17 protein-coding genes and 1 pseudogene are annotated in these 17,191 nt (G+C 67.9%); all 18 read right to left on the reverse strand.

Annotation, left to right across the window (positions count from 1 at the left end):
- Positions 1-4: 4 nt before the first annotated feature.
- The 18 genes and pseudogenes from grpE to AC1HIL_RS14285 all read right to left on the reverse strand — a co-directional run bounded on the left by grpE (position 5) and on the right by AC1HIL_RS14285 (position 17,172).
- On the reverse strand, positions 5-568 hold the full coding sequence (gene grpE / locus AC1HIL_RS14200; RefSeq protein ID WP_057594513.1) for a nucleotide exchange factor GrpE: 564 nt from the start codon (positions 566-568) through the stop codon (positions 5-7).
- A gap of 240 nt (positions 569-808) precedes the next feature.
- Positions 809-1,159: an FKBP-type peptidyl-prolyl cis-trans isomerase gene (locus AC1HIL_RS14205; RefSeq protein ID WP_057594512.1), complete on the reverse strand. Its 351-nt coding sequence runs from the start codon at positions 1,157-1,159 to the stop codon at positions 809-811.
- Positions 1,160-1,433: 274 nt separating this feature from the next.
- A pseudogene (locus AC1HIL_RS14210) lies at positions 1,434-1,736 on the reverse strand (winged helix-turn-helix transcriptional regulator); the annotation flags it as partial.
- A 195-nt stretch (positions 1,737-1,931) separates the two neighbouring features.
- A complete protein-coding gene (gene asd, locus AC1HIL_RS14215) occupies positions 1,932-2,783 on the reverse strand; it encodes an archaetidylserine decarboxylase (RefSeq protein ID WP_413763997.1) in 852 nt (283 codons plus the stop codon).
- A 138-nt stretch (positions 2,784-2,921) separates the two neighbouring features.
- Positions 2,922-3,911, reverse strand: a complete 990-nt coding sequence (locus tag AC1HIL_RS14220) for a Bug family tripartite tricarboxylate transporter substrate binding protein (protein ID WP_057594533.1) — start codon at positions 3,909-3,911, stop codon at positions 2,922-2,924.
- Positions 3,912-3,919: 8 nt separating this feature from the next.
- The gene (locus AC1HIL_RS14225) at positions 3,920-4,900 is read right to left on the reverse strand and encodes a Bug family tripartite tricarboxylate transporter substrate binding protein (RefSeq protein WP_057594510.1); all 981 of its coding nucleotides are present in this window, start codon (positions 4,898-4,900) and stop codon (positions 3,920-3,922) included.
- Positions 4,901-4,930: 30 nt separating this feature from the next.
- Positions 4,931-5,692 (reverse strand): SDR family NAD(P)-dependent oxidoreductase, encoded by a 762-nt coding sequence (locus AC1HIL_RS14230; protein WP_479672050.1) that lies wholly within the window; start codon positions 5,690-5,692, stop codon positions 4,931-4,933.
- Between the two features lie 59 nt (positions 5,693-5,751).
- Positions 5,752-7,773 carry a lipocalin family protein gene (locus AC1HIL_RS14235; RefSeq protein WP_261210496.1) on the reverse strand — a complete coding sequence of 674 codons (2,022 nt, stop codon included), beginning with the start codon at positions 7,771-7,773 and terminating at the stop codon, positions 5,752-5,754.
- Between the two features lie 85 nt (positions 7,774-7,858).
- Complete coding sequence (gene garD / locus AC1HIL_RS14240; RefSeq protein WP_479672051.1) at positions 7,859-9,418, reverse strand: galactarate dehydratase; 1,560 nt, start codon at positions 9,416-9,418, stop codon at positions 7,859-7,861.
- Positions 9,418-10,713 carry a TRAP transporter large permease gene (locus tag AC1HIL_RS14245; protein WP_057594506.1) on the reverse strand — a complete coding sequence of 432 codons (1,296 nt, stop codon included), beginning with the start codon at positions 10,711-10,713 and terminating at the stop codon, positions 9,418-9,420. The genes garD and AC1HIL_RS14245 overlap by 1 nt, the downstream gene beginning before the upstream one ends.
- Positions 10,714-10,722: 9 nt before the next feature.
- A complete protein-coding gene (locus AC1HIL_RS14250; protein ID WP_057594505.1) occupies positions 10,723-11,211 on the reverse strand; it encodes a TRAP transporter small permease in 489 nt (162 codons plus the stop codon).
- Between the two features lie 137 nt (positions 11,212-11,348).
- Positions 11,349-12,326, reverse strand: a complete 978-nt coding sequence (locus AC1HIL_RS14255; protein WP_261210498.1) for a TRAP transporter substrate-binding protein — start codon at positions 12,324-12,326, stop codon at positions 11,349-11,351.
- 64 nt (positions 12,327-12,390) lie between these two features.
- Positions 12,391-13,281, reverse strand: a complete 891-nt coding sequence (locus AC1HIL_RS14260; RefSeq protein ID WP_479672495.1) for an SMP-30/gluconolactonase/LRE family protein — start codon at positions 13,279-13,281, stop codon at positions 12,391-12,393.
- Between the two features lie 14 nt (positions 13,282-13,295).
- Positions 13,296-14,108: an NAD-dependent epimerase/dehydratase family protein gene (locus AC1HIL_RS14265; protein WP_479672052.1), complete on the reverse strand. Its 813-nt coding sequence runs from the start codon at positions 14,106-14,108 to the stop codon at positions 13,296-13,298.
- 13 nt (positions 14,109-14,121) lie between these two features.
- Positions 14,122-14,916 (reverse strand): transporter substrate-binding domain-containing protein, encoded by a 795-nt coding sequence (locus AC1HIL_RS14270; protein ID WP_413763993.1) that lies wholly within the window; start codon positions 14,914-14,916, stop codon positions 14,122-14,124.
- A 57-nt stretch (positions 14,917-14,973) separates the two neighbouring features.
- On the reverse strand, positions 14,974-15,789 hold the full coding sequence (locus AC1HIL_RS14275; protein WP_409976511.1) for an amino acid ABC transporter ATP-binding protein: 816 nt from the start codon (positions 15,787-15,789) through the stop codon (positions 14,974-14,976).
- Positions 15,773-16,396, reverse strand: coding sequence for an amino acid ABC transporter permease (locus AC1HIL_RS14280; RefSeq protein WP_479672496.1), 624 nt, complete (start codon positions 16,394-16,396; stop codon positions 15,773-15,775). The genes AC1HIL_RS14275 and AC1HIL_RS14280 overlap by 17 nt, the downstream gene beginning before the upstream one ends.
- A gap of 29 nt (positions 16,397-16,425) precedes the next feature.
- Positions 16,426-17,172: an amino acid ABC transporter permease gene (locus AC1HIL_RS14285; RefSeq protein WP_057594499.1), complete on the reverse strand. Its 747-nt coding sequence runs from the start codon at positions 17,170-17,172 to the stop codon at positions 16,426-16,428.
- Positions 17,173-17,191 lie beyond the last annotated feature (19 nt).

Here is a 17,191-nt window from a genome sequence, read left to right on the forward strand (position 1 = left end):
CGGCTTACTTCGGAGCGCTGACGGTGACCAGCGCGGGGCGCAGCACGCGCTCGGCGATGGTGTAGCCCTTCTGCAGCACGCCCACCACGGTGTTCGGTTCCTGGTCGGCGGGCACCACCGAGATCGCCTGATGCTGGTGCGGATCGAACTTGCTGCCGGGGGCCGGCGCGATCTCGATCACCTTGTTGCGCTCGAGCGCGCTCTTGAGCTGGCGCAGCGTGGCTTCGGCGCCTTCGCGGATCTGCTCGGGGGTGGCGTCCTTGACGGCGAGACCGGCCTCGAGGCTGTCGGTCACCGGCAGCAGGCTCTCGGCGAAGGCTTCGACCGCGAACTTGCGGGCCTTGGAAATCTCGTCGTCGGCGCGGCGGCGGGCGTTCTGCACGTCGGCCTGCGCGCGCAGGTACTGGTCGGCCAGTTCGGCGTTCTTGGCCTGCAGCGCGGCGAGCTCGCCCTGGGCCGCGGCCAGCGCGTCCGCCTCGTTGGCGGCTTGCGCGGCCTCCAGCTCTTCAGGGCTGGGTTCGCCGTGCAGGGTTTGCGAATTCGGGGCGGATTGTTGCGGATCGGACATCTTTGGAAGCGGATTGATCGATGGGCTGGAAACAAACGATTGCGGGCCAGTTGGGGCCCTCCGGAGGCTTTTCAAGCGAAAAAATGCGGCCGAAAAGGCCGCATGGGCATGAAAGATGGCCCCCGAGCTCCCTCACTTCGTGAGGTCGCTGCCCCCCGAGGGGGCGTTTTCCATCTTGGGGCGGCCCGGCGATGAAAAAGGCCCTTCGCAGGGCCTTCGAGCCGAGGGCCCGCCGCTCGATCAGTGGGTGTCGAGCAGCTCGACGTCGAACTTCAGGGTGGCGTTCGGCGGGATCACGCCGCCGGCGCCGCGGGCACCGTAGCCCAGCGAGGCCGGGATGATCAGCGTGCGCTGGCCGCCGATCTTCATGCCGGCCACGCCTTCGTCCCAGCCCTTGATGACCTGGCCGGCGCCGAGCGAGAACGCGAACGGGTCGTTGCGGTCGCGGCTCGAGTCGAACTTGGCGCCCTGCACGCCGTCGTTGTAGAGCCAGCCGGTGTAGTGCACGTGCACGTGGTGGCCGGGCTTGGCTTCCGCGCCGTCGCCGACGACGGTGTCTTCGTATTGCAGGCCGGAGGGAGTGGTGGGCATGGTGAACGCTCCTTGCGTCGGTATGTGTTCGCGAGATGAAAGAAAAGGCATCGATCCGGGGATCGAAGGCGCGGAGTTTACCGAGGCCGGAGGACGGCGCTTGCCGGACGGGGCGCCGCCGGGTTCAGTCCGAGATCGGCGGCGGGATCGGCGAGGAGGGCGGAGAGGGCGGTGGTGAGGAGGGCGCGGGCAGCGGCGGCGTGGGCGGTTGTGGCCCGGGCGCGGCCGTCGGCGTCGCGGCCGCGGGCACCGCGGCGGCCGGTTGCGCCGCCGCCTTCTTGGCCTGGCCGAGCTGCCACTTGCTCGCGAAGGCCTGCAGGTCGGACAGCCGCTTGAGCAGGTCCTGGCCGCTGAGCGTGAGGCTGTAGCCGTCGCCGCCGTGGCTCACCACGCCGGCTTCGCGCAGTTCCTTGATCCGGGTGTTGAGGGTGTTGGGAGTGATGCCGCCGACGCTGTCCTGCAGCAGCCGAAAGGTCTGGGCATGGCCGTCGCGCAGGGCCCAGAGCACACGCAGCGCATAGCGGGCCTCGAGCAGCGCGAGCAACTGGCTGATGGCTGCGTTTTCCTTGGAACTCATCGTCATCATCTCCTCTGCGATCTGTGCTGCGCGGGAGGCCGGCTGGTGGGCAGTGCCTCGGCCTCGCTCTTTTTTGATGGTTGGCGGACCGCTCTCCGGCCTTCGCTCCGGCCGGGGACTATAGCTCAAATGATTACGATGCTACTAGTTTTATAGCTATGGGCGTACGCTGCATGCGGCTCCAGAGACAAAGCGTCACATTTTCGAAAAATTCGCCATGGCTTCGCCCAGCCGGATGGGGCGCGTGGGCGCCCATTCGGAATTGAAGGCCACCGCGGGCGCGGGGAACAGCATGACGACGGTCGAGCCGAGCAAGAAACGGCCCATCTCCTCGCCCTTGCGCAGTTCGATCCGACGGTCGTCGTAGCGCCATTCGCGCAGCTCGCCCCCGCGCGGCGGGTTGACCACGCCGTGCCACACGGTCGCCATGCTGCCGACGATGGTGGCGCCGACCAGCACCAGCACGAAGGGGCCATGGGCCGATTCGAAGACGCAGACCACGCGCTCGTTGCGCGCGAACAGGCCCGGCACGCCGCGCGCGGTGGTCGGGTTGACCGAGAACAGCTCGCCCGGCACGTGGATCATGCGCAGCAGCCGCCCGTCGCAGGGCATGTGGATGCGGTGGTAGTCGCGCGGGCTCAGGTACAGCGTGGCGAAGCTGCCGTGCGCGAACTGCGCCGCGAGCGCCGCGTCGCCGCCCACCAGGGCCGTGGTGCTGTAGTTGTGGCCCTTGGCCTGGAAGATCTGGTCGCCCTCGATCGCACCGAACTGGCTGATCGCACCATCGACGGGACAGATCAGGTCGGTGTCGGCGAGCGGGCGCACGCCGGGCTTGAGCTCGCGCGTGAAGAACTGGTTGAAGCTCTTGTAGTGCGCGATATCGGGTTCGAGCGCCTCGTTCATGTCGACGCCGTATTTGTCGACGAAGCGCCGGATGATCCAGGTGGTGACCGCTCCCCGCTCCTTGCCCGCGACCCAGCCGGCGAAATTGGTCAGTGCCTGCTTGGGGAACAGGTATTGGGGCAGGACAGCGGAGCGATCAGACACGTGCGGAGCTTCTGGTTCTTGGATGGGAGGGGCATTCTATAAAGCGGGCCCGGCCCGGGGCGTAGGAAACTTCCCTCGGGATTTCGCGGGGGCGAATTGCGCGGAATTTCCCGGCCGCGGCCGCCGGGCGCTTTTCCGCTACTCGGCCTTGATCCCCGCCGCCTTGATCACCTGCGCCCATTTCTCGACCTCGGCCTTCTGGAAGGCCGCGATCTGCGCCGTGCCCAGGTCCGCGGGCTCCATGCCGAAGCCCTTGAGCTTGTCCTGCATCTCCGGGGTCGCGAGGATGGTGCGGATCTCCGTGTGCAGCCGCTGCACCACCGGCGCGGGCGTGCCCGCGGGCACGAAGATCGCCTGCCACGACACCACCTCGAAGTCCTGCAGCCCCGCGATGCCCGACTCGGCCACCGTCGGCACCTCGGGCATCGAGGCCAGCCGCTTCGCCGAGGTGACGGCGATCGCGCGCAGCTTGCCGCTCTGGATGTGCGGGCCGGCCACCACCGTGGTGTCGAACATCATGTCGACCTGGCCGCCGATCACGTCCTGGATCGCCGGGCCGCTGCCCTTGTAGGGGATGTGCGTGAACTTCACGCCCGACTTGTAGGCCAGCAGTTCCAGCGCCAGGTGCTGCGAGGTGCCGGTGCCGGCCGAGGCCGACGAGAGCCCGCCGGCCTTGGCCTTGCTGGCCTCGAGCACGTCCTTGAGCGTCTTGTGCGGGCTCGCCTGGTTCACCACCAGCACCACCGGGTTGGTGCCGATCAGCGTGACCGGCGCGAAGGATTTCTGCGGGTCGTAGCCGATCTTTGGGTAAAGGCTCACGTTGATCGCGTGCGAGCTGATGGTGCCGCCGACCAGCGTGTAGCCGTCGGGCGCGGCGCGCGCGCCGATCTCCGAGCCGACGCTGCCGCCGGCCCCGCCCTTGTTGTCGATGATGACGCTGGTGTGGAGCACCGGCCCGAGCTTCTGGCCGATCAACCGGCCCAGCACGTCGGTGGTGCCGCCGGCCGGGAAGGGCACGAGGTAGGTGATGGCCTTGCCCGTCGGCCAGTTGCCCTGGGCGAAGGCATGGGGCAGGGCGGCGAGCAGCGGCGTGGCGAGGGCGCTGCGGATCAGGGTGCGGCGTTGCATGGCGGTGCTCACGGCTTGATGTTGAGCTTGGTGATCAGCGCCTTGAAGTAGGCGTTGTCCTTGGCCAGCGTCTCCTTGAAGGCCGCGCCGTCGGTGTAGACGTAGCCCAGGTTCTGCTTGTCCATCACCTCGTGCATCAGCGGCTCGGCCGCGGTCTTGGCCGTGATCTCGCGCAGCCGCGCCATCACCTCGGGCGGCGTGTTCTTCGGCGCGCCCAGACCGCGCCAGGTGCCGATCGTGAGGTCGATGCCGCGCTCCTTCGCGGTCGGCACCTTCTCGAAGCCCTTCACGCGCTGGTCGGCCATCACCATCAGCACCTTGAGCTTGCCGCCCTGCACGTGGGTCGTCACCTCGGCCGGGCTCACGGCCACGGCGTCGATGTGGCCGCCGAGCAGCGCGAGCACCGCGGGCGCCGCGCCCTGGAACGGGATGTGGCCGAACTTGGTGCCGGTCTTGTCCTCGAGCGCGGCCGCGGCCAGGTGCCAGATCGAGCCGTTGCCCGAGTTGCCGACGTTCACCTTGCCCGGGTCCTTCTTCGCGGCGGCGAGGAAGTCCTCGATCGTGTTCCAGGGCGAGTCGGCCTTCACCGTGATCGCGGCCGGGTCGGCATTGAGCTGCGCGATCGGCTGGAAGTCGTCGTAGTTGAACTTCGCCAGGCCCAGGTGCGGCAGCGTGAGCAGCTCGACGGTGAGCACCGCGAGCTTGTAGCCGTCGGGCTTGGAATTGATCACCTCGGTCCAGCCGATGGCGCCGCCCGCGCCGGGGCGGTTGACGATCACGATGGGCTGCGAGATGTACTTGCGGCTCGCATCCGAGAAGGCGCGCGCCAGGCCGTCGGTGCCGCCGCCGGGCTGGTAGGGCACCAGCAGCTCGATGGTGCGGTTCGGATAGTCGCTGGCCTGCGCCGAGGCCGTGGCGGCCAGGCCCAGCGAGAGCGCGGCCGTCGCCGAGAAGGCGGCGAGGCCGCGGAGGAAGTCGTTTCTGTTCATGTTGTCTCCAGTGGTTGTTGTTGCGAAAACTCAGGGCATGTACTGCCCGCCGTTCACCTCGATGACCTGCCCCGTGACATAGCCCGAGAGCTGTTCCGAAGCGAGGAAGAGAAAGGCTCCCACGCACTCCTCGGGCTCTCCGAGGCGTCCCATCGGGATGCCGGCCCTGAAGTTCTCGAGCATCGCGGGCGTGGAGAAGCGGTCCTGGAACGGCGTCTGGATCACGCCCGGCGCCACCGCGTTGACGCGGATGCTGTCGCCCACCAGTTCCTTGGCCAGCCCGTGGGTGGCCGTGCTCACGAAGCCCTTGGCGCCCGCGTAGAGGTAGGCGGCGGGGCCGCCGCCGGTGCGTGCCGCGACCGAGGTCACGTTGATGATGTTGCCGCTGCCCTGTTGGCGCATCAGCGGCACCGTCTCGCGGCAAAAGGCGAGCACCGAGCGCGCGTTGACATGCAGCACCTCGTCGAACAGCGCATCGTCGAACTCGGCGATCGGCACCCGCTTGACCAGGCTGCCGGCGTTGTTCACGAGCACGTCGATGCGGCCGAACTCGGTGACGGTGCGCTGCACGCAGTCGCGGATCGCGGCCGTGTCGCGCACGTCGGCCTTGACCGCGAAGGCGCTGCCGCCGGCGGCGCGGATGGTCTCGACCACCTGGTTCGCGGCATCGGCCGAGCTGTTGTAGTGCACCGCCACGCGCATGCCGCGCGCGGCGAAGGCGATGGCCACCGCGGCACCGATGCCGGTGCTGGCGCCGGTCACGAGGGCGGTCTTGTTCCTGAGGTCTTCCATGGGGCTTGTCGTGGTTGGAGAAAAAAAGCCCGGCCGTCTCGCGGCGGCCGGGCGGTGGGTCACTTCGGCGCGATGCCCGCCACGCTCGGCGAGCGGTACTCGAGCACCCACTTGATCGTGAGCGGCGCCGCCAGGCTGAAGGCCGGCGTGCTGCAGCGGATGCTGGTCTTCAGCGCGCCGGTCGGCGTGTTGTAGTCGAGGTTCTCTCGCACGTCGACCGCCGCGCAGTCCTGCAGGCCCTCGACCGCGAAGCCCTGCACGTCGCCGTTCGCGAAGGCGAAGCGGTTGCCGCCGAGCGCGCGGGCACCGTCGGAGTAGCTGCCGAACTCGAGCTCGAGCTTCGCGATGTCGAGCGCGGCCGCGGGCGTGTAGGTGTCGACGCGCGTGATCCGGCCGGGTTCGAAGGTGTAGCGCGTGCTCGAGGTGATGCGCGGGTCCTTGATCGGGTCGTTGCCCGAGGTGGCGCGGTCCATCGCGTCCTGGTCGTAGCTCACGGTGAGCACCTGGCCGGCCTCGGCGATCTTCAGGTTCTTCTGGTAGGCCGCGGGGATCAGCGGCTGCGAACCGGTCGCCACGGTGAAGCGCGGCTGCAGCTGCGGCCACTGGGTGTCGGCCACGCCCGAGAGCATGTTGTAGGAGTGGGGGATCGCGAAGTAGGGGTTGGTGTGGTGGTAGGTCTTCGCACCGTTGACCACCGGCAGGCTGATCACGCGCAGGCCGTCGCGGTAGGTCACCAGGCCGCGGTCGTAGGTCGAGGCTGCGCCGTCGAAGCCCGCGAACTTCGTGAGCGTGGCGCGCGGCTGCCTGTCGAGGTAGGCCAGGAAGGTCTGCGTCGACACCGGCGCCTTCTGCGCGTAGCCGGCCGACTTCCAGAGGTTGTTGGTGTAGATCAGCTGGTGCGACAGGCTCAGGTTCTCGCCGAGCACGCGGTCGATGCCGCGGTAGCTGTCGACGCGCCGGCCCTTCTGCCACATGTTGAGCGAGCCGAGCTCGGCGTCGTACCAGAACTCCACGTACTTGGCCGTGACGCGCGTGGCGAAGGCATAGGCGATCTGCTTCTCCTCCTCGTTCAGCACGTTCATGTGCTCGGCCGCCGACAGCACTTCGGCGAAGGCCGTGTCGGCATAGCCCGCGAGGCTTCGGCCGTAGTCCACGCCGTTGCCGGCCGGGTTCAGCCGCACCTTGATCACGTCCACCGACTGGCGCAGCCAGCCCTTGAGCGAGGCCTCGTCCTCGGCCGACACCGTCATGCCGGTCTCGATCAGCCGCTGCATGATCTCGCCGATCAGCAGCACGCTGTAGCGGTCGAAGCGGCCGCTGCCGTCGGTCTCGTCGGAGAAGCCGAAGGCCGAGAAGGTCTTGTAGTGGTTGATCATCTTCTGCAGCAGCGCCTCGCTGGCCTCGGGGCCTTCCCAGCCCATGAGGTGGCGCAGGCGCGCGATGCTGAAGGCCACGCCGTAGTAGTTGGTCGGCAACCCGATCAGCGAATAGTCGGCAGGGTCGACGAAGGCGGTCCAGTTGAGTTTGGTCTTGAGCTTGTCGAGCGTGGCCGGCGAGATCGCGGCGCCGCTGCCCTCGAGTAGGCCGGCCTTCTTGAGCTTCCACAGCGCCGACATGTAGTAGTAGATGCCCCAGCTGTCGTTGGTCACGTCGATGGTCGCGTCGGCGATCTCGCGGTAGCCGTCGATGTACTCGCGGTACTTGGGGTCGGAGCTGGGCGTGTTCAGCAGGATGTACGAAAAGCCGATCGCCACCTTGCCGGGCAGGAACTTGTCCTTGCTGCCGGGCGCGAACACCTTCTGCCCCAGCAGCACGGTGTCGAGCTTCTGCGCGCGCACCTGAGCGAACAGGCGCTCGATGGTGGGCAGCAGGTGGCTGCTCACGATCTCGTCCATCGGCGTGTTCGACAGCTTCGGCTGGGCTGCCTGCACCTCGGGCGGCACGGGTGTCTCGGGCGGCGGGTTGTTCGCCGCGGGTGGCAGCGGCACGAAGCTCGCTCCGCCACCACCGCCGCCGCCGCCACACGCGGCCAGCAGGGCGGCGCCGGCGATCATGCTCGCCACCAAACGGGTTCTTTGCATCCTCGGTCTCCTCTCTCGGTTGAAAGAAGGACGCCCGGCCCCCTTTGCCGGGTCGTCCGGAATACCCGCGCCTGCCTCTTTTTTCTCAGGTCACGGGAGCCGGGTTGAAGAGCACCAGCGCGTTGTGCAGCTGCCAGTGCTCGGCCCAGGTTTTCTTCCGGCCGCTGGCGACGTCGAGCATCAGGCGGAACAGCTCCCAGCCCACCTCCTCGATCGTGGCGTCGCCATCGGCGATGCGGCCCGCGTTCACGTCCATCAGGTCGTGCCAGCGGCGCGCGAGGTCGCTGCGCGTGGCGACCTTGATGACCGGTACCTCGGCCAGCCCGTAGGGCGTGCCGCGGCCCGTGGTGAACACGTGCAGGTTGATGCCGGCCGCGAGCTGCAGCGTGCCGCAGATGAAGTCGCTGGCCGGCGTGGCGGTGTAGATCAGGCCCTTGTGCGTGGCCTTCTCGCCGGGCGCGAGCACGCCCGAGATCGGCGCCGAGCCCGACTTCACGATCGAGCCCATCGCCTTCTCGACGATGTTCGACAGGCCGCCCTTCTTGTTGCCGGGCGTGGTGTTGGCGCTGCGGTCGACGCGGCCCTTGCGCAGGTAGTCGTCGTACCAGGCCATCTCGCGGACCATGGCCTCGGCCACCGCGGGCGTGCTGGCGCGCGCGGTGAGCTGGTCGATGCCGTCGCGCACCTCGGTGGTCTCCGAGAACATCACGGTGGCGCCGGCGCGCACCAGCAGGTCGGTGCAGAAGCCCACGGCCGGGTTGGCGGTGACGCCCGAGAAGGCGTCGCTGCCGCCGCACTGCACGCCCACCACGAGCTCGCTCGCGGGCACGGTCTCGCGCCGGCGCGCGTTCAGCCGCGCGAGGTGCTGCTCGGCCTGCCGCATGACCGAATCGATCATCGACATGAAGCCCACGTGTTCGTCGTCCTGCAGGCAGACCACGTCGAGATCCGCATCGCGGCCATCGGCGATCGGGATGCTGCCGGGCGGCAGCAGGCGCTCGGGCTGCAGCTTCTCGCAGCCCAGGCTCACCACCATCACCTCGCCGCCGAAGTTCGGATTGAGGCTGATGTTGCGCAGGGTGCGGATCGGCACGATCGCGTCGGGCGCGTCGATCGCCACGCCGCAGCCATAGCCGTGCTCGAGCGCGACCACGTCGTCGACGTTCGGGTACTTGGGCAGCAGCTCGCGCTTGATGCGCTGCAGCGCGAACTCGGTGACGCCGGCCACGCACTGCACCGTCTGCGTGATCGCGAGGATGTTGCGCGTGCCCACCGAGCCGTCGGCATTGCGGTAGCCGTCGAAGCTGAAGCCCTCGAGCGGCGCCATCGGCGGCGGCTTGACGGTGGCGATCGGCAGGCCGTCGAGCTCGGGCGCGGTCGGCATGCGCATCACGCGCTCGTGCACCCAGCTGCCGCGCGGCAGCGCCTTCTGCGCATAGCCGATCACCACGTCGTAGCGCCGGATCGCCTCGCCCTCAGCGAGGTCGGCCAGCGCCACCTTGTGGCCCTGCGGCACGTTGTCCACCAGCGCGAGGCCGTCGGCGAACACCGCGCCGGCCTTCAGGCCGCCGTCGTTGGCGACGATGGCGACGTTGTCCGCCGGATGGATGCGGATGTACAGCGGCGGGCGCACGGGCTCGGTCATCAGCGCACGACCATGAACATGCTCGGCAGCCAGGTCGAGAAGGCCGGCACGAAGGTCACGACGCCGAGCGCGAAGATCAGCGCGCCGTAGAACGGCCAGATGGTGCGCATCACCTGGCCCACCGACACGCCCCCGATCGCGCAGCCCACGAACTGGGTGGTGCCCACGGGCGGGGTGTTGAGGCCGAGCGCGCAGTTGATCAGCATCACCACGCCGAACTGCACCGAGCTCATGCCGTAGTGCTGCGCGATCGGCAGGAAGATCGGCGTGCACAGCAGGATGGTGGCCGCCATGTCGAGGAAGGTGCCGAGCACGAACAGGATGATGTTGATCAGCAGGAAGATCATCCACGGCGTGGTCGTGACCTGCGACAGCATCTGGCCCGTGAGCTCGGCCACGCCGTAGAGGCTGATGAGGTAGCCGAAGGTGCTCGAGATGCCGATCAGCAGCAGGATCACGCCGGTGGTGCGCACCGCCTTCGAGGCCGCCTTGATGAAGTGCTCCCACTTCAGCGTGCGGTAGAGGAAGATGGTGAGCAGCAGCGCGTAGATCACCGCGACCGCGGCCGACTCGGTGGCCGTGAAGATGCCCGACAGGATGCCGCCGAGGATCAGCACCACCACGAACAGGCCGGGCAGCGCGGCGGCGAAGGAGCGCCACACGATGTCCCAGCCCGGGAAGGTGCCCGCGGGATAGCCGCGCTTCACCGCCACCAGGTAGGCGGCCGCGAGGTTGCTGAGCGTGAGCACCGCCGCCGGCAGCAGCGCCGCGAGGATCAGCGCCGCGATCGACACCTTGCCGCCCGCTGCCAGCGAATAGATGATCAGGTTGTGGCTGGTGGGCATGAGCGCGCCGACCAGGGCCGCGTGGGTCGTCACGTTGACCGCGTAGTCGGCGTGGTAGCCCTCCTTCTTCATCATCGGGATCATCACGGCGCCCATGGCCGAGACGTCGGCCACGGGCGAGCCCGAGACGCCGCCGAACAGCGTGCAGGCCACCACGTTCGACATGCCGAGGCCGCCGCGCACGTGGCCCACCAGCGCGCGCGCGAAGTTGACGATGCGGTCGGCGATGCCGCCGTACAGCATGAGCTCGCCCGCGAAGATGAAGAAGGGGATCGCGAGGAACGAGAAGATGCCCATGCCCGAGGTCATCTGCTGGAAGCCGACCGCCAGCGGCAGGCCTTCGTAGAGCAGGGTGGCGAGCGCGGACAGGCCGATGGAGAAGGCCACCGGCACGCCGAGCAGCAGGAACAGCGTGAACGAGAGGCAGAGGATGAGGAGCGGGATCGTCATGATGGCGGCTTATCCCCAGGCGGGTTCGACTTCGCGGCCCTTGGCGAGCGCGATGATGTGTTCGATGGAAAACAGGACGATCAGCACGCCCGAGACGGCGGCGGGGATGTACTTCCAGCCTTCGGAGATCCACAGCGTGGGCAGCCGGTATTCCCAAACCGAATCGGCCAGCTCGGCGCAGTTCCAGGCCATGGCGGCGCCGAAGACCAGGATCAGCGCGTGGATCAGGTATTCCATCTTCAGCCGCAGCCAGTCGGGCGCGAGCACGAGGAAGGATTCGAGGCCGATATGGCCGGCGTCGCGCACGCCCACGGCCACGCCGAGCATGGTGACGTAGAGCACCAGCAGCAGCGCGAGGCTCTCGGCCCAGGTCGGGGTGTTGTTGAGCACGTAGCGGCCGAACACCTGCCAGCTCACCGCGCAGATCACCGCGACGAGTCCGAGGATGCCCAGCCACATGCAGGCACGCGCGAGCGTGCGGCAGAGTTTGGTGTACATGAGGTCTTCCTTCTTTCTTCCTCCCCCTCGGGGAAGGACAGGGGAGGGGGCAGGCGGTGCTTGCTTCGGGCGCCGCCGTGCCTCCATCCCGGCCTTCCCCCGGCGGGGGAAGGAGCCAATTCAGCGAACCGGTCCGGTTACTTCGTGTCCTGCACCCGCTTCACGAGGTCCTTGAGCTTCGCGTCGGTGATGAACTTGTCGTACACCGGCTTCATCGCGGCCTGGAAGGCGGCCTTGTCGATGTCGATGATCTCGGCGCCGCCGGCCTTCACGGTGGCCAGCGACTTCACTTCGCGCTCCTCCCACTGCTTGCGCATGTAGGGCACCGATTCCTTGGCGGCCTGGCGGATCCAGCCCTGCTCCTCGGCCGAGAGCTTGTCCCAGGCGCGCTTGGAGAACAGCAGCATCTCGGGCGCCATCGAGTGCTCGGTCCTGGTGTAGTACTTGGCCACCTCGAACAGGCGCGCGCTCTCGTAGCTCGGATAGTTGTTCTCGGCCGCGTCGACCAGGCCGGTCTTCAGGCCCGTGTAGACCTCGCCCATGGGCATCGGCGTGGCGTTCGCGCCCATGGCCTCGATCATCGAGACCCAGAGGTCGGACTGCTGCACGCGCACCTTCAGGCCCTTCATGTCGGCGAAGCTGCGCACCGGCTTCTTGGCCGTGAACATCGAGCGCGCGCCGCTGTCGTAGAAGGCCAGGCCGATGAAGCCCTGCTTCTCGCAGGACTTGAGGATCTCCTCGCCGACCGGACCGTCGAGCACCTTGTGCAGGTGGTCGACCGAGCGGAACAGGAAGGGCATGGTGGGCACCTGCGTCTCGGCGCAGATGTTGTTCATCGGCGCGATGTTCACGCGCACCATCTGCAGCGCGCCGATCTTGGTCTGCTCGATGGTGTCCTTCTCGCTGCCGAGCGCGCTGTTGTTGAAGACCTTGATGCTGTGCTTGCCGCCCGACAGCGCCTTGAGGCGCTCGCTCATGAACTTGACGGCGGTGACGGTGGGGTAGTCGTCGGGATGGATGTCGGCCGAGCGGAACTCGGTGGCGCTGGCGGCCAGGGTGGTCAGCATGGCCGCGGCGCCGACTGCAAGTGCGATGAGTGTCTTCTGGAGTTTCATGTCTGTCTCGTCCTCTGATCGTTGGTTGTCGTGAAAATGAAAGCGCAAAGACTCAGGTACCCAATCAAGTGCCGTACATCGGCTCGGGAAATCCAGTGACGCCCGGCCGCAGCGCGAACACCCCGCCGGCCAGCGGCTGGTCCGACAGGTCGGTGTGGCCCGGCCGGATCGAGGTGACGAACAGGGTGTCGAGGCCCGCGCCGCCGAAGGCGCACATCGCGGGCTTCTTCACCGGCACCGCGAGCGAGCGGTCGAGCCGTCCCCCGGGCGTGAAGCGGTGGACCAGGCCGGCGTCGTTGCCGCAGATCCAGTAGCAGCCCTCGGCATCGATCGCGGCGCCGTCGGGGCGGCCGGGCAGGGGCTTCATGTCGATGAACAGGCGGCGGTTCGACGGCGTGCCGCTGGCGGTGTCGTAGTCGAAGGCCCAGACGGCCTGCACGCTCGGGTGCGAATCGGAGAGGTACATCGTGCGGCCGTCGGGGCTCCAGGCCAGGCCGTTGGGCACGATCAGGTCGTCGAGGCGCAAGGCGGCGCTCGCGTCGCCCCGGCCGTGGCTGTAGAGGCGGCCGACGCGCGCGCCCGCGGCCATGTCCAGCAGCATGGTGCCGGCCCAGAAACGGCCCTGGCGGTCGCAGCGGCCGTCGTTGAAGCGCATCGCGGGAGCCGCGTGCTCGACCGGCGCGACCGACGTGGCGGCCAGCGTACCGTCGGCCCGCGGTTCGAGCGAGAACAGGCCGCTCTCCATGCCCGCGATCCAGGTGCCGGGGCGGTCGGCGCGCGGCGCGATGCAGGCGATCATCTCGGGCGCGGTCCAGCTGGCATGGCCCTCGGTGGCGTGCCAGCGGTGCAGCGCGCGCGCCGGGATGTCGACCCAGTAGAGCGCCTGCTCGGCCGCCTGCCAGACCGGGCTTTCGCCGGTGCCGTTGCGCGCGTCAAGAACGAGTTCGGCCTGCATGCTGGGCGTGCCGCTCAATCGCCGAACGGGCCCTGCGCCGTGAAGGCACCGCCCTGGTAGATCGCGTTGGGATCGGTGGGGGCCACCGGCGGCTGCTGCTCGATCTTGTCGCGGAACACCTCAGAGCCGTCCTGCGGCACGAAGCCCAGGTGCGCGGCCGCGCTGTTGTCCCACCACACGTCGCGGTTGGCCGACATGCCGTAGACCACCGTGTGCTTCACGCCGGGCGTGAACAGCGACTTCTCGATCAGCGTGGTGAGGTCGCGGTAGCTGAGCCAGGTGCTCATCATGCGGCGGTTCGCCGGCTCGGGGAACGAGGAGCCGATGCGGATGCTCACGGTCTCGATGCCCCAGCGGTCGAAGTAGAACTGCGCCATGTCCTCGCCGAAGGACTTCGACAGGCCGTAGTAGCCGTCGGGCCGGCGCGCGGCATGGGCGTCGATGCGTTCGTCCTGCCGGTAGAAGCCGATCACGTGGTTCGAGCTCGCGAACACCACGCGCTTCACGCCGTGGCGGCGCGCGGCCTCGTAGACGTTGAAGATGCCCTTGATGTTGGCCTCGAGGATCTCCTCGAACGGCCGCTCGACCGACACGCCACCCAGGTGCACGATGGCATCGCAGCCCTCGACCAGCGCATGCACCGCGGCCTTGTCCGCGAGGTCGCAGGGCACCACTTCCTCGCTCGCGTCGGCGGCCGGCGCGAGCGCCGCGATGTCGGACACGCGCAGCACGTCCGCATAGGGCTTGAGCCGTTCGCGCAGCACCTTGCCGAGGCCGCCAGCGGCGCCGGTCAACAGCAGCCGGTTGAGTTTCTTGTTCGATTCCATCCGTCGCTCGTCCTTACAGCTTGGTGATGCGCTCGGGCAGGTCGCGGCCGTGGTACTTTTTGTAGATCGCGTTGAGCTTGCCGTTCTTCTGGTTCGTCACGACCCAGTTGTTGATCCACTCCTTGAGCTTGGGCTGCTCCTTGTTGAGCGCGATACCCAGGTCGAAGTCCTTCTGCGAGAACTTCAGTTCGAGGTTCTTGGCCGGGGCCTGCTTGATCATTTCGCTGAGGTTCGAGGGCGTGCTCGAGAACAGGTCGATCTGGCCCGTGACCATCGAGGTGATCAGCGTGGCGTCGTCCTCGTAGCGCACGATCTCGGCGCCCTTGGCCTGCTGGGTGGTCAGCGTGTCGTTGACGGTGGCGCGCGTCAGGCCGATGCGTTTGCCGTTGAGGTCGGCGTAGTCCGTGACCTTGATGCTCCTGGGGCCGCCCACGATGATGCTGATGACGGCGTAGGGCGTCGAGAAGTCGACCACCTTCTCGCGCTCGGGCGTGATCGACAGGTCGGCCACCACGATGTCGGCGCGCTGCGCCTGCAGCGTGGGCACGCGCGCGGCGTTGGTGACCGAGACGATCTCGAGCTTCACGCCCAGGTCCTTGGCCAGTTGCGCGGCAGTGTCGACGTCGGAGCCGGTGGGCTGCAGGTTGGCGTCGGCGAAGCTGAACAGCGGCGTGCCCATGGCGATCGCGACGCGGATCTTGCCGGCCTTCCTGATGTCGTCGAGCTGGTCGGCCATGGCGGCCTGTGCCACGCCGGCCACGAGGGCCAGCGCGATGCAGCTGCGGGTGAAGGCTTTGCCGAGTTTCATGAATATCTCCTGGTGTGGTTTGGTATGGGAGTAAAGAGAAAGACCCGGGCTGCCTGTTTACAGCCCGTTGTTCAGGAAGGCATGCAGCTCCGGCGTGCGCGGCGCGTCGAGCATCTCGCCCGGGCCGGTCTCCCACACGGTGCCCTGGTGCATGTAGATGATCCGGTCGGCCACGCGCTTGGCGAAGGCCATCTCGTGCGTCACCAGCAGCATGGTCATGCCGCCGGCCGCGAGGTCCTCCATCACGCGCAGCACCTCGCCGGTGAGCTGGGGATCGAGCGCCGAGGTCACCTCGTCGAACAGCATGACCTTGGGCGACATCGCGAGCGAGCGCGCGATGGCCACGCGCTGCTGCTGGCCGCCCGAGAGCTGCTCGGGATAGGCGTCGGCCTTCTGCTTGAGGCCCACCTGGTCGAGCACGCGGATCGCGACCTCGGCGGCCTCGCCGCGCGAGAGCTTCTTCACGTGGCGCAGCGCCAGCATGATGTTCTCCTGCACCGTGAGATGGGGGAACAGGTTGTAGCTCTGGAACACGATGCCGACCTCGAGCCGCAGGCGCTTGAGGTCGACCGCGGGATCGTCGACGCGGATGCCGCAGACCTCGATGCTGCCGCGGTCGATCACCTCGAGCCGGTCGATGCAGCGCAGCGCCGTGCTCTTGCCCGAGCCGCTGGCGCCGATGATGGCGATCATCTCGCCCTTGGCGACCTCGAACGAGACGCCCTTGAGCACCTGGTTCGCGCCGAAGCTCTTGTAGACCTGGTCCAGGCGCACGATGGGCGCGGCGCCCGGGACCTGCGCGGCACCGCCGCCGGCCGTGCCGACGCTGGCGTCCATGTAGGGGGTGCGCAGGGATTCAACGATTGGCGACATTGAGCTTCTTCTCCATCGCTTCGCTCCAGCGCGACAGCGGATAACACAGGGCGAAATAGAAAGCGCCGACCAGGAGGAAGACCAGGAAGGGCTGGAAGATGGTGTTGTTGATGATCTGGCCGGCGCGCGTGAGCTCGACGAAGCCGATCACCGAGGCCAGCGAGGTCATCTTGATGATCTGCACCAGGAAGCCGACCGTGGGCGGCAGCGACAGGCGCACCGCCTGCGGGATGATCACCAGGCGCAAGGTCTGCCAGCGCGTGAAGGCCAGGCATTCGGAGGCTTCCCACTGTGGCTTGGGCATGGCCTCGACGCAGCCGCGCCAGATGTCGCCGAGGTAGGCGCTGACGTAGATCATCATCGCGATGCCGGCCGCGATCAGCGAGGGCAGCGCGAGGCCGTAGACCGAGAGGCCGAAGTAGACGATGAACAAGAGGATCAGCAGCGGGATGCCCTGGATGCACTCGATGTAGACCAGCGCGAACCAGCGCAGCCAGGGCCGCGGCGAGATGCGCGCGAGCATCAGGCCGAAGCCGCCGATGGCGCCGAGCGCGAAGGCGATGGCCGACAGCACCAGGGTCCAGCCGATGGACTGCACCAGGTACATCAAATGCGTGAAGGTGAAGTGGCCGATGCTCACGCTGCACCCCCATGGATCGCAACGGCGGCCGCTGCGGCCGGCTGCGCCTTGCCGGCCTGCGCGGCCGCGCGGCGCACCACGCGGCGACGGCGGAACATGTACTCGCCGAGCGCCCAGGTCACGAGCTTGATGAGAAGCGACAGCACCAGGTAGAGCGCCGCGACCACGATGTAGGTCTCGAGCGAGCGGAAGGTGTCGGACTGCACGGTGTTGGCGATCGCCGTGAGTTCCTCGGCCGAGATCTGCGAGGCCATCGCCGAGGCCTGCATCATCAGCAGGAACTGGCTCGTGAGGGCGGGGTAGACCTTCTCGATCGAGGGCTGCAGCATCACGTGCCAGCCGATGCGCCATTTCGACAGGCCCAGGCATTCGGCGGCCTCGATCTGGCCGCGCGGCACCGACTCGAGGCCGGCGCGGATGATCTCGGCCGCGTAGGCCGCGATGTTGATCACCATCGCCAGCACCGCGGCCGCGAAGGTCGGCATGCGCAGGCCGAAGCTCGCGAGGCCGAAATACAAAAGGAAGATCTGGACCAGGAACGGCGTGTTGCGCACCACCTCGATGTAGATCGAGCAGGCGCGCGACAGCGGCCGGATGCGGCTGCGCTTGGCGAAAGCCACCAGCGTGCCCACGCACACGCCGATCAGCACGGCCAGCGCGGTCATCTTCAGGGTCAGCCATGCCCCGTTGACGAACACGGGCCAGTACGATGCCAGCGGAGAGAAATCGAGCGAATACTTCATGCGAAAGCCGCTTCCGGAA

The sequence above is a fragment of the Variovorax sp. ISS6 genome, assembly GCF_056523145.1.

Excerpts from the sequence above, each read along its gene's own strand:
- AC1HIL_RS14225 (WP_057594510.1), bottom strand. The coding sequence starts at position 4,900 with ATGAACAGAAACGACTTCCTCCGCGGCCTCGCCGCCTTCTCGGCGACG.
- AC1HIL_RS14285 (WP_057594499.1), bottom strand. The coding sequence starts at position 17,172 with ATGAAGTATTCGCTCGATTTCTCTCCGCTGGCATCGTACTGGCCCGTG.
- AC1HIL_RS14245 (WP_057594506.1), bottom strand. The coding sequence starts at position 10,713 with ATGACGATCCCGCTCCTCATCCTCTGCCTCTCGTTCACGCTGTTCCTG.
- garD (WP_479672051.1), bottom strand. The coding sequence starts at position 9,418 with ATGACCGAGCCCGTGCGCCCGCCGCTGTACATCCGCATCCATCCGGCG.
- AC1HIL_RS14275 (WP_409976511.1), bottom strand. The coding sequence starts at position 15,789 with ATGTCGCCAATCGTTGAATCCCTGCGCACCCCCTACATGGACGCCAGC.
- AC1HIL_RS14205 (WP_057594512.1), bottom strand. The coding sequence starts at position 1,159 with ATGCCCACCACTCCCTCCGGCCTGCAATACGAAGACACCGTCGTCGGC.
- AC1HIL_RS14270 (WP_413763993.1), bottom strand. The coding sequence starts at position 14,916 with ATGAAACTCGGCAAAGCCTTCACCCGCAGCTGCATCGCGCTGGCCCTC.
- AC1HIL_RS14220 (WP_057594533.1), bottom strand. The coding sequence starts at position 3,911 with ATGCAACGCCGCACCCTGATCCGCAGCGCCCTCGCCACGCCGCTGCTC.
- AC1HIL_RS14280 (WP_479672496.1), bottom strand. The coding sequence starts at position 16,396 with ATGTACCTGGTGCAGTCCATCGGCTGGACCCTGGTGCTGTCGGCCATC.
- AC1HIL_RS14260 (WP_479672495.1), bottom strand. The coding sequence starts at position 13,281 with ATGCAGGCCGAACTCGTTCTTGACGCGCGCAACGGCACCGGCGAAAGC.
- AC1HIL_RS14230 (WP_479672050.1), bottom strand. The coding sequence starts at position 5,692 with ATGGAAGACCTCAGGAACAAGACCGCCCTCGTGACCGGCGCCAGCACC.
- AC1HIL_RS14250 (WP_057594505.1), bottom strand. The coding sequence starts at position 11,211 with ATGTACACCAAACTCTGCCGCACGCTCGCGCGTGCCTGCATGTGGCTG.
- AC1HIL_RS14255 (WP_261210498.1), bottom strand. The coding sequence starts at position 12,326 with ATGAAACTCCAGAAGACACTCATCGCACTTGCAGTCGGCGCCGCGGCC.
- AC1HIL_RS14265 (WP_479672052.1), bottom strand. The coding sequence starts at position 14,108 with ATGGAATCGAACAAGAAACTCAACCGGCTGCTGTTGACCGGCGCCGCT.
- AC1HIL_RS14235 (WP_261210496.1), bottom strand. The coding sequence starts at position 7,773 with ATGCAAAGAACCCGTTTGGTGGCGAGCATGATCGCCGGCGCCGCCCTG.
- grpE (WP_057594513.1), bottom strand. The coding sequence starts at position 568 with ATGTCCGATCCGCAACAATCCGCCCCGAATTCGCAAACCCTGCACGGC.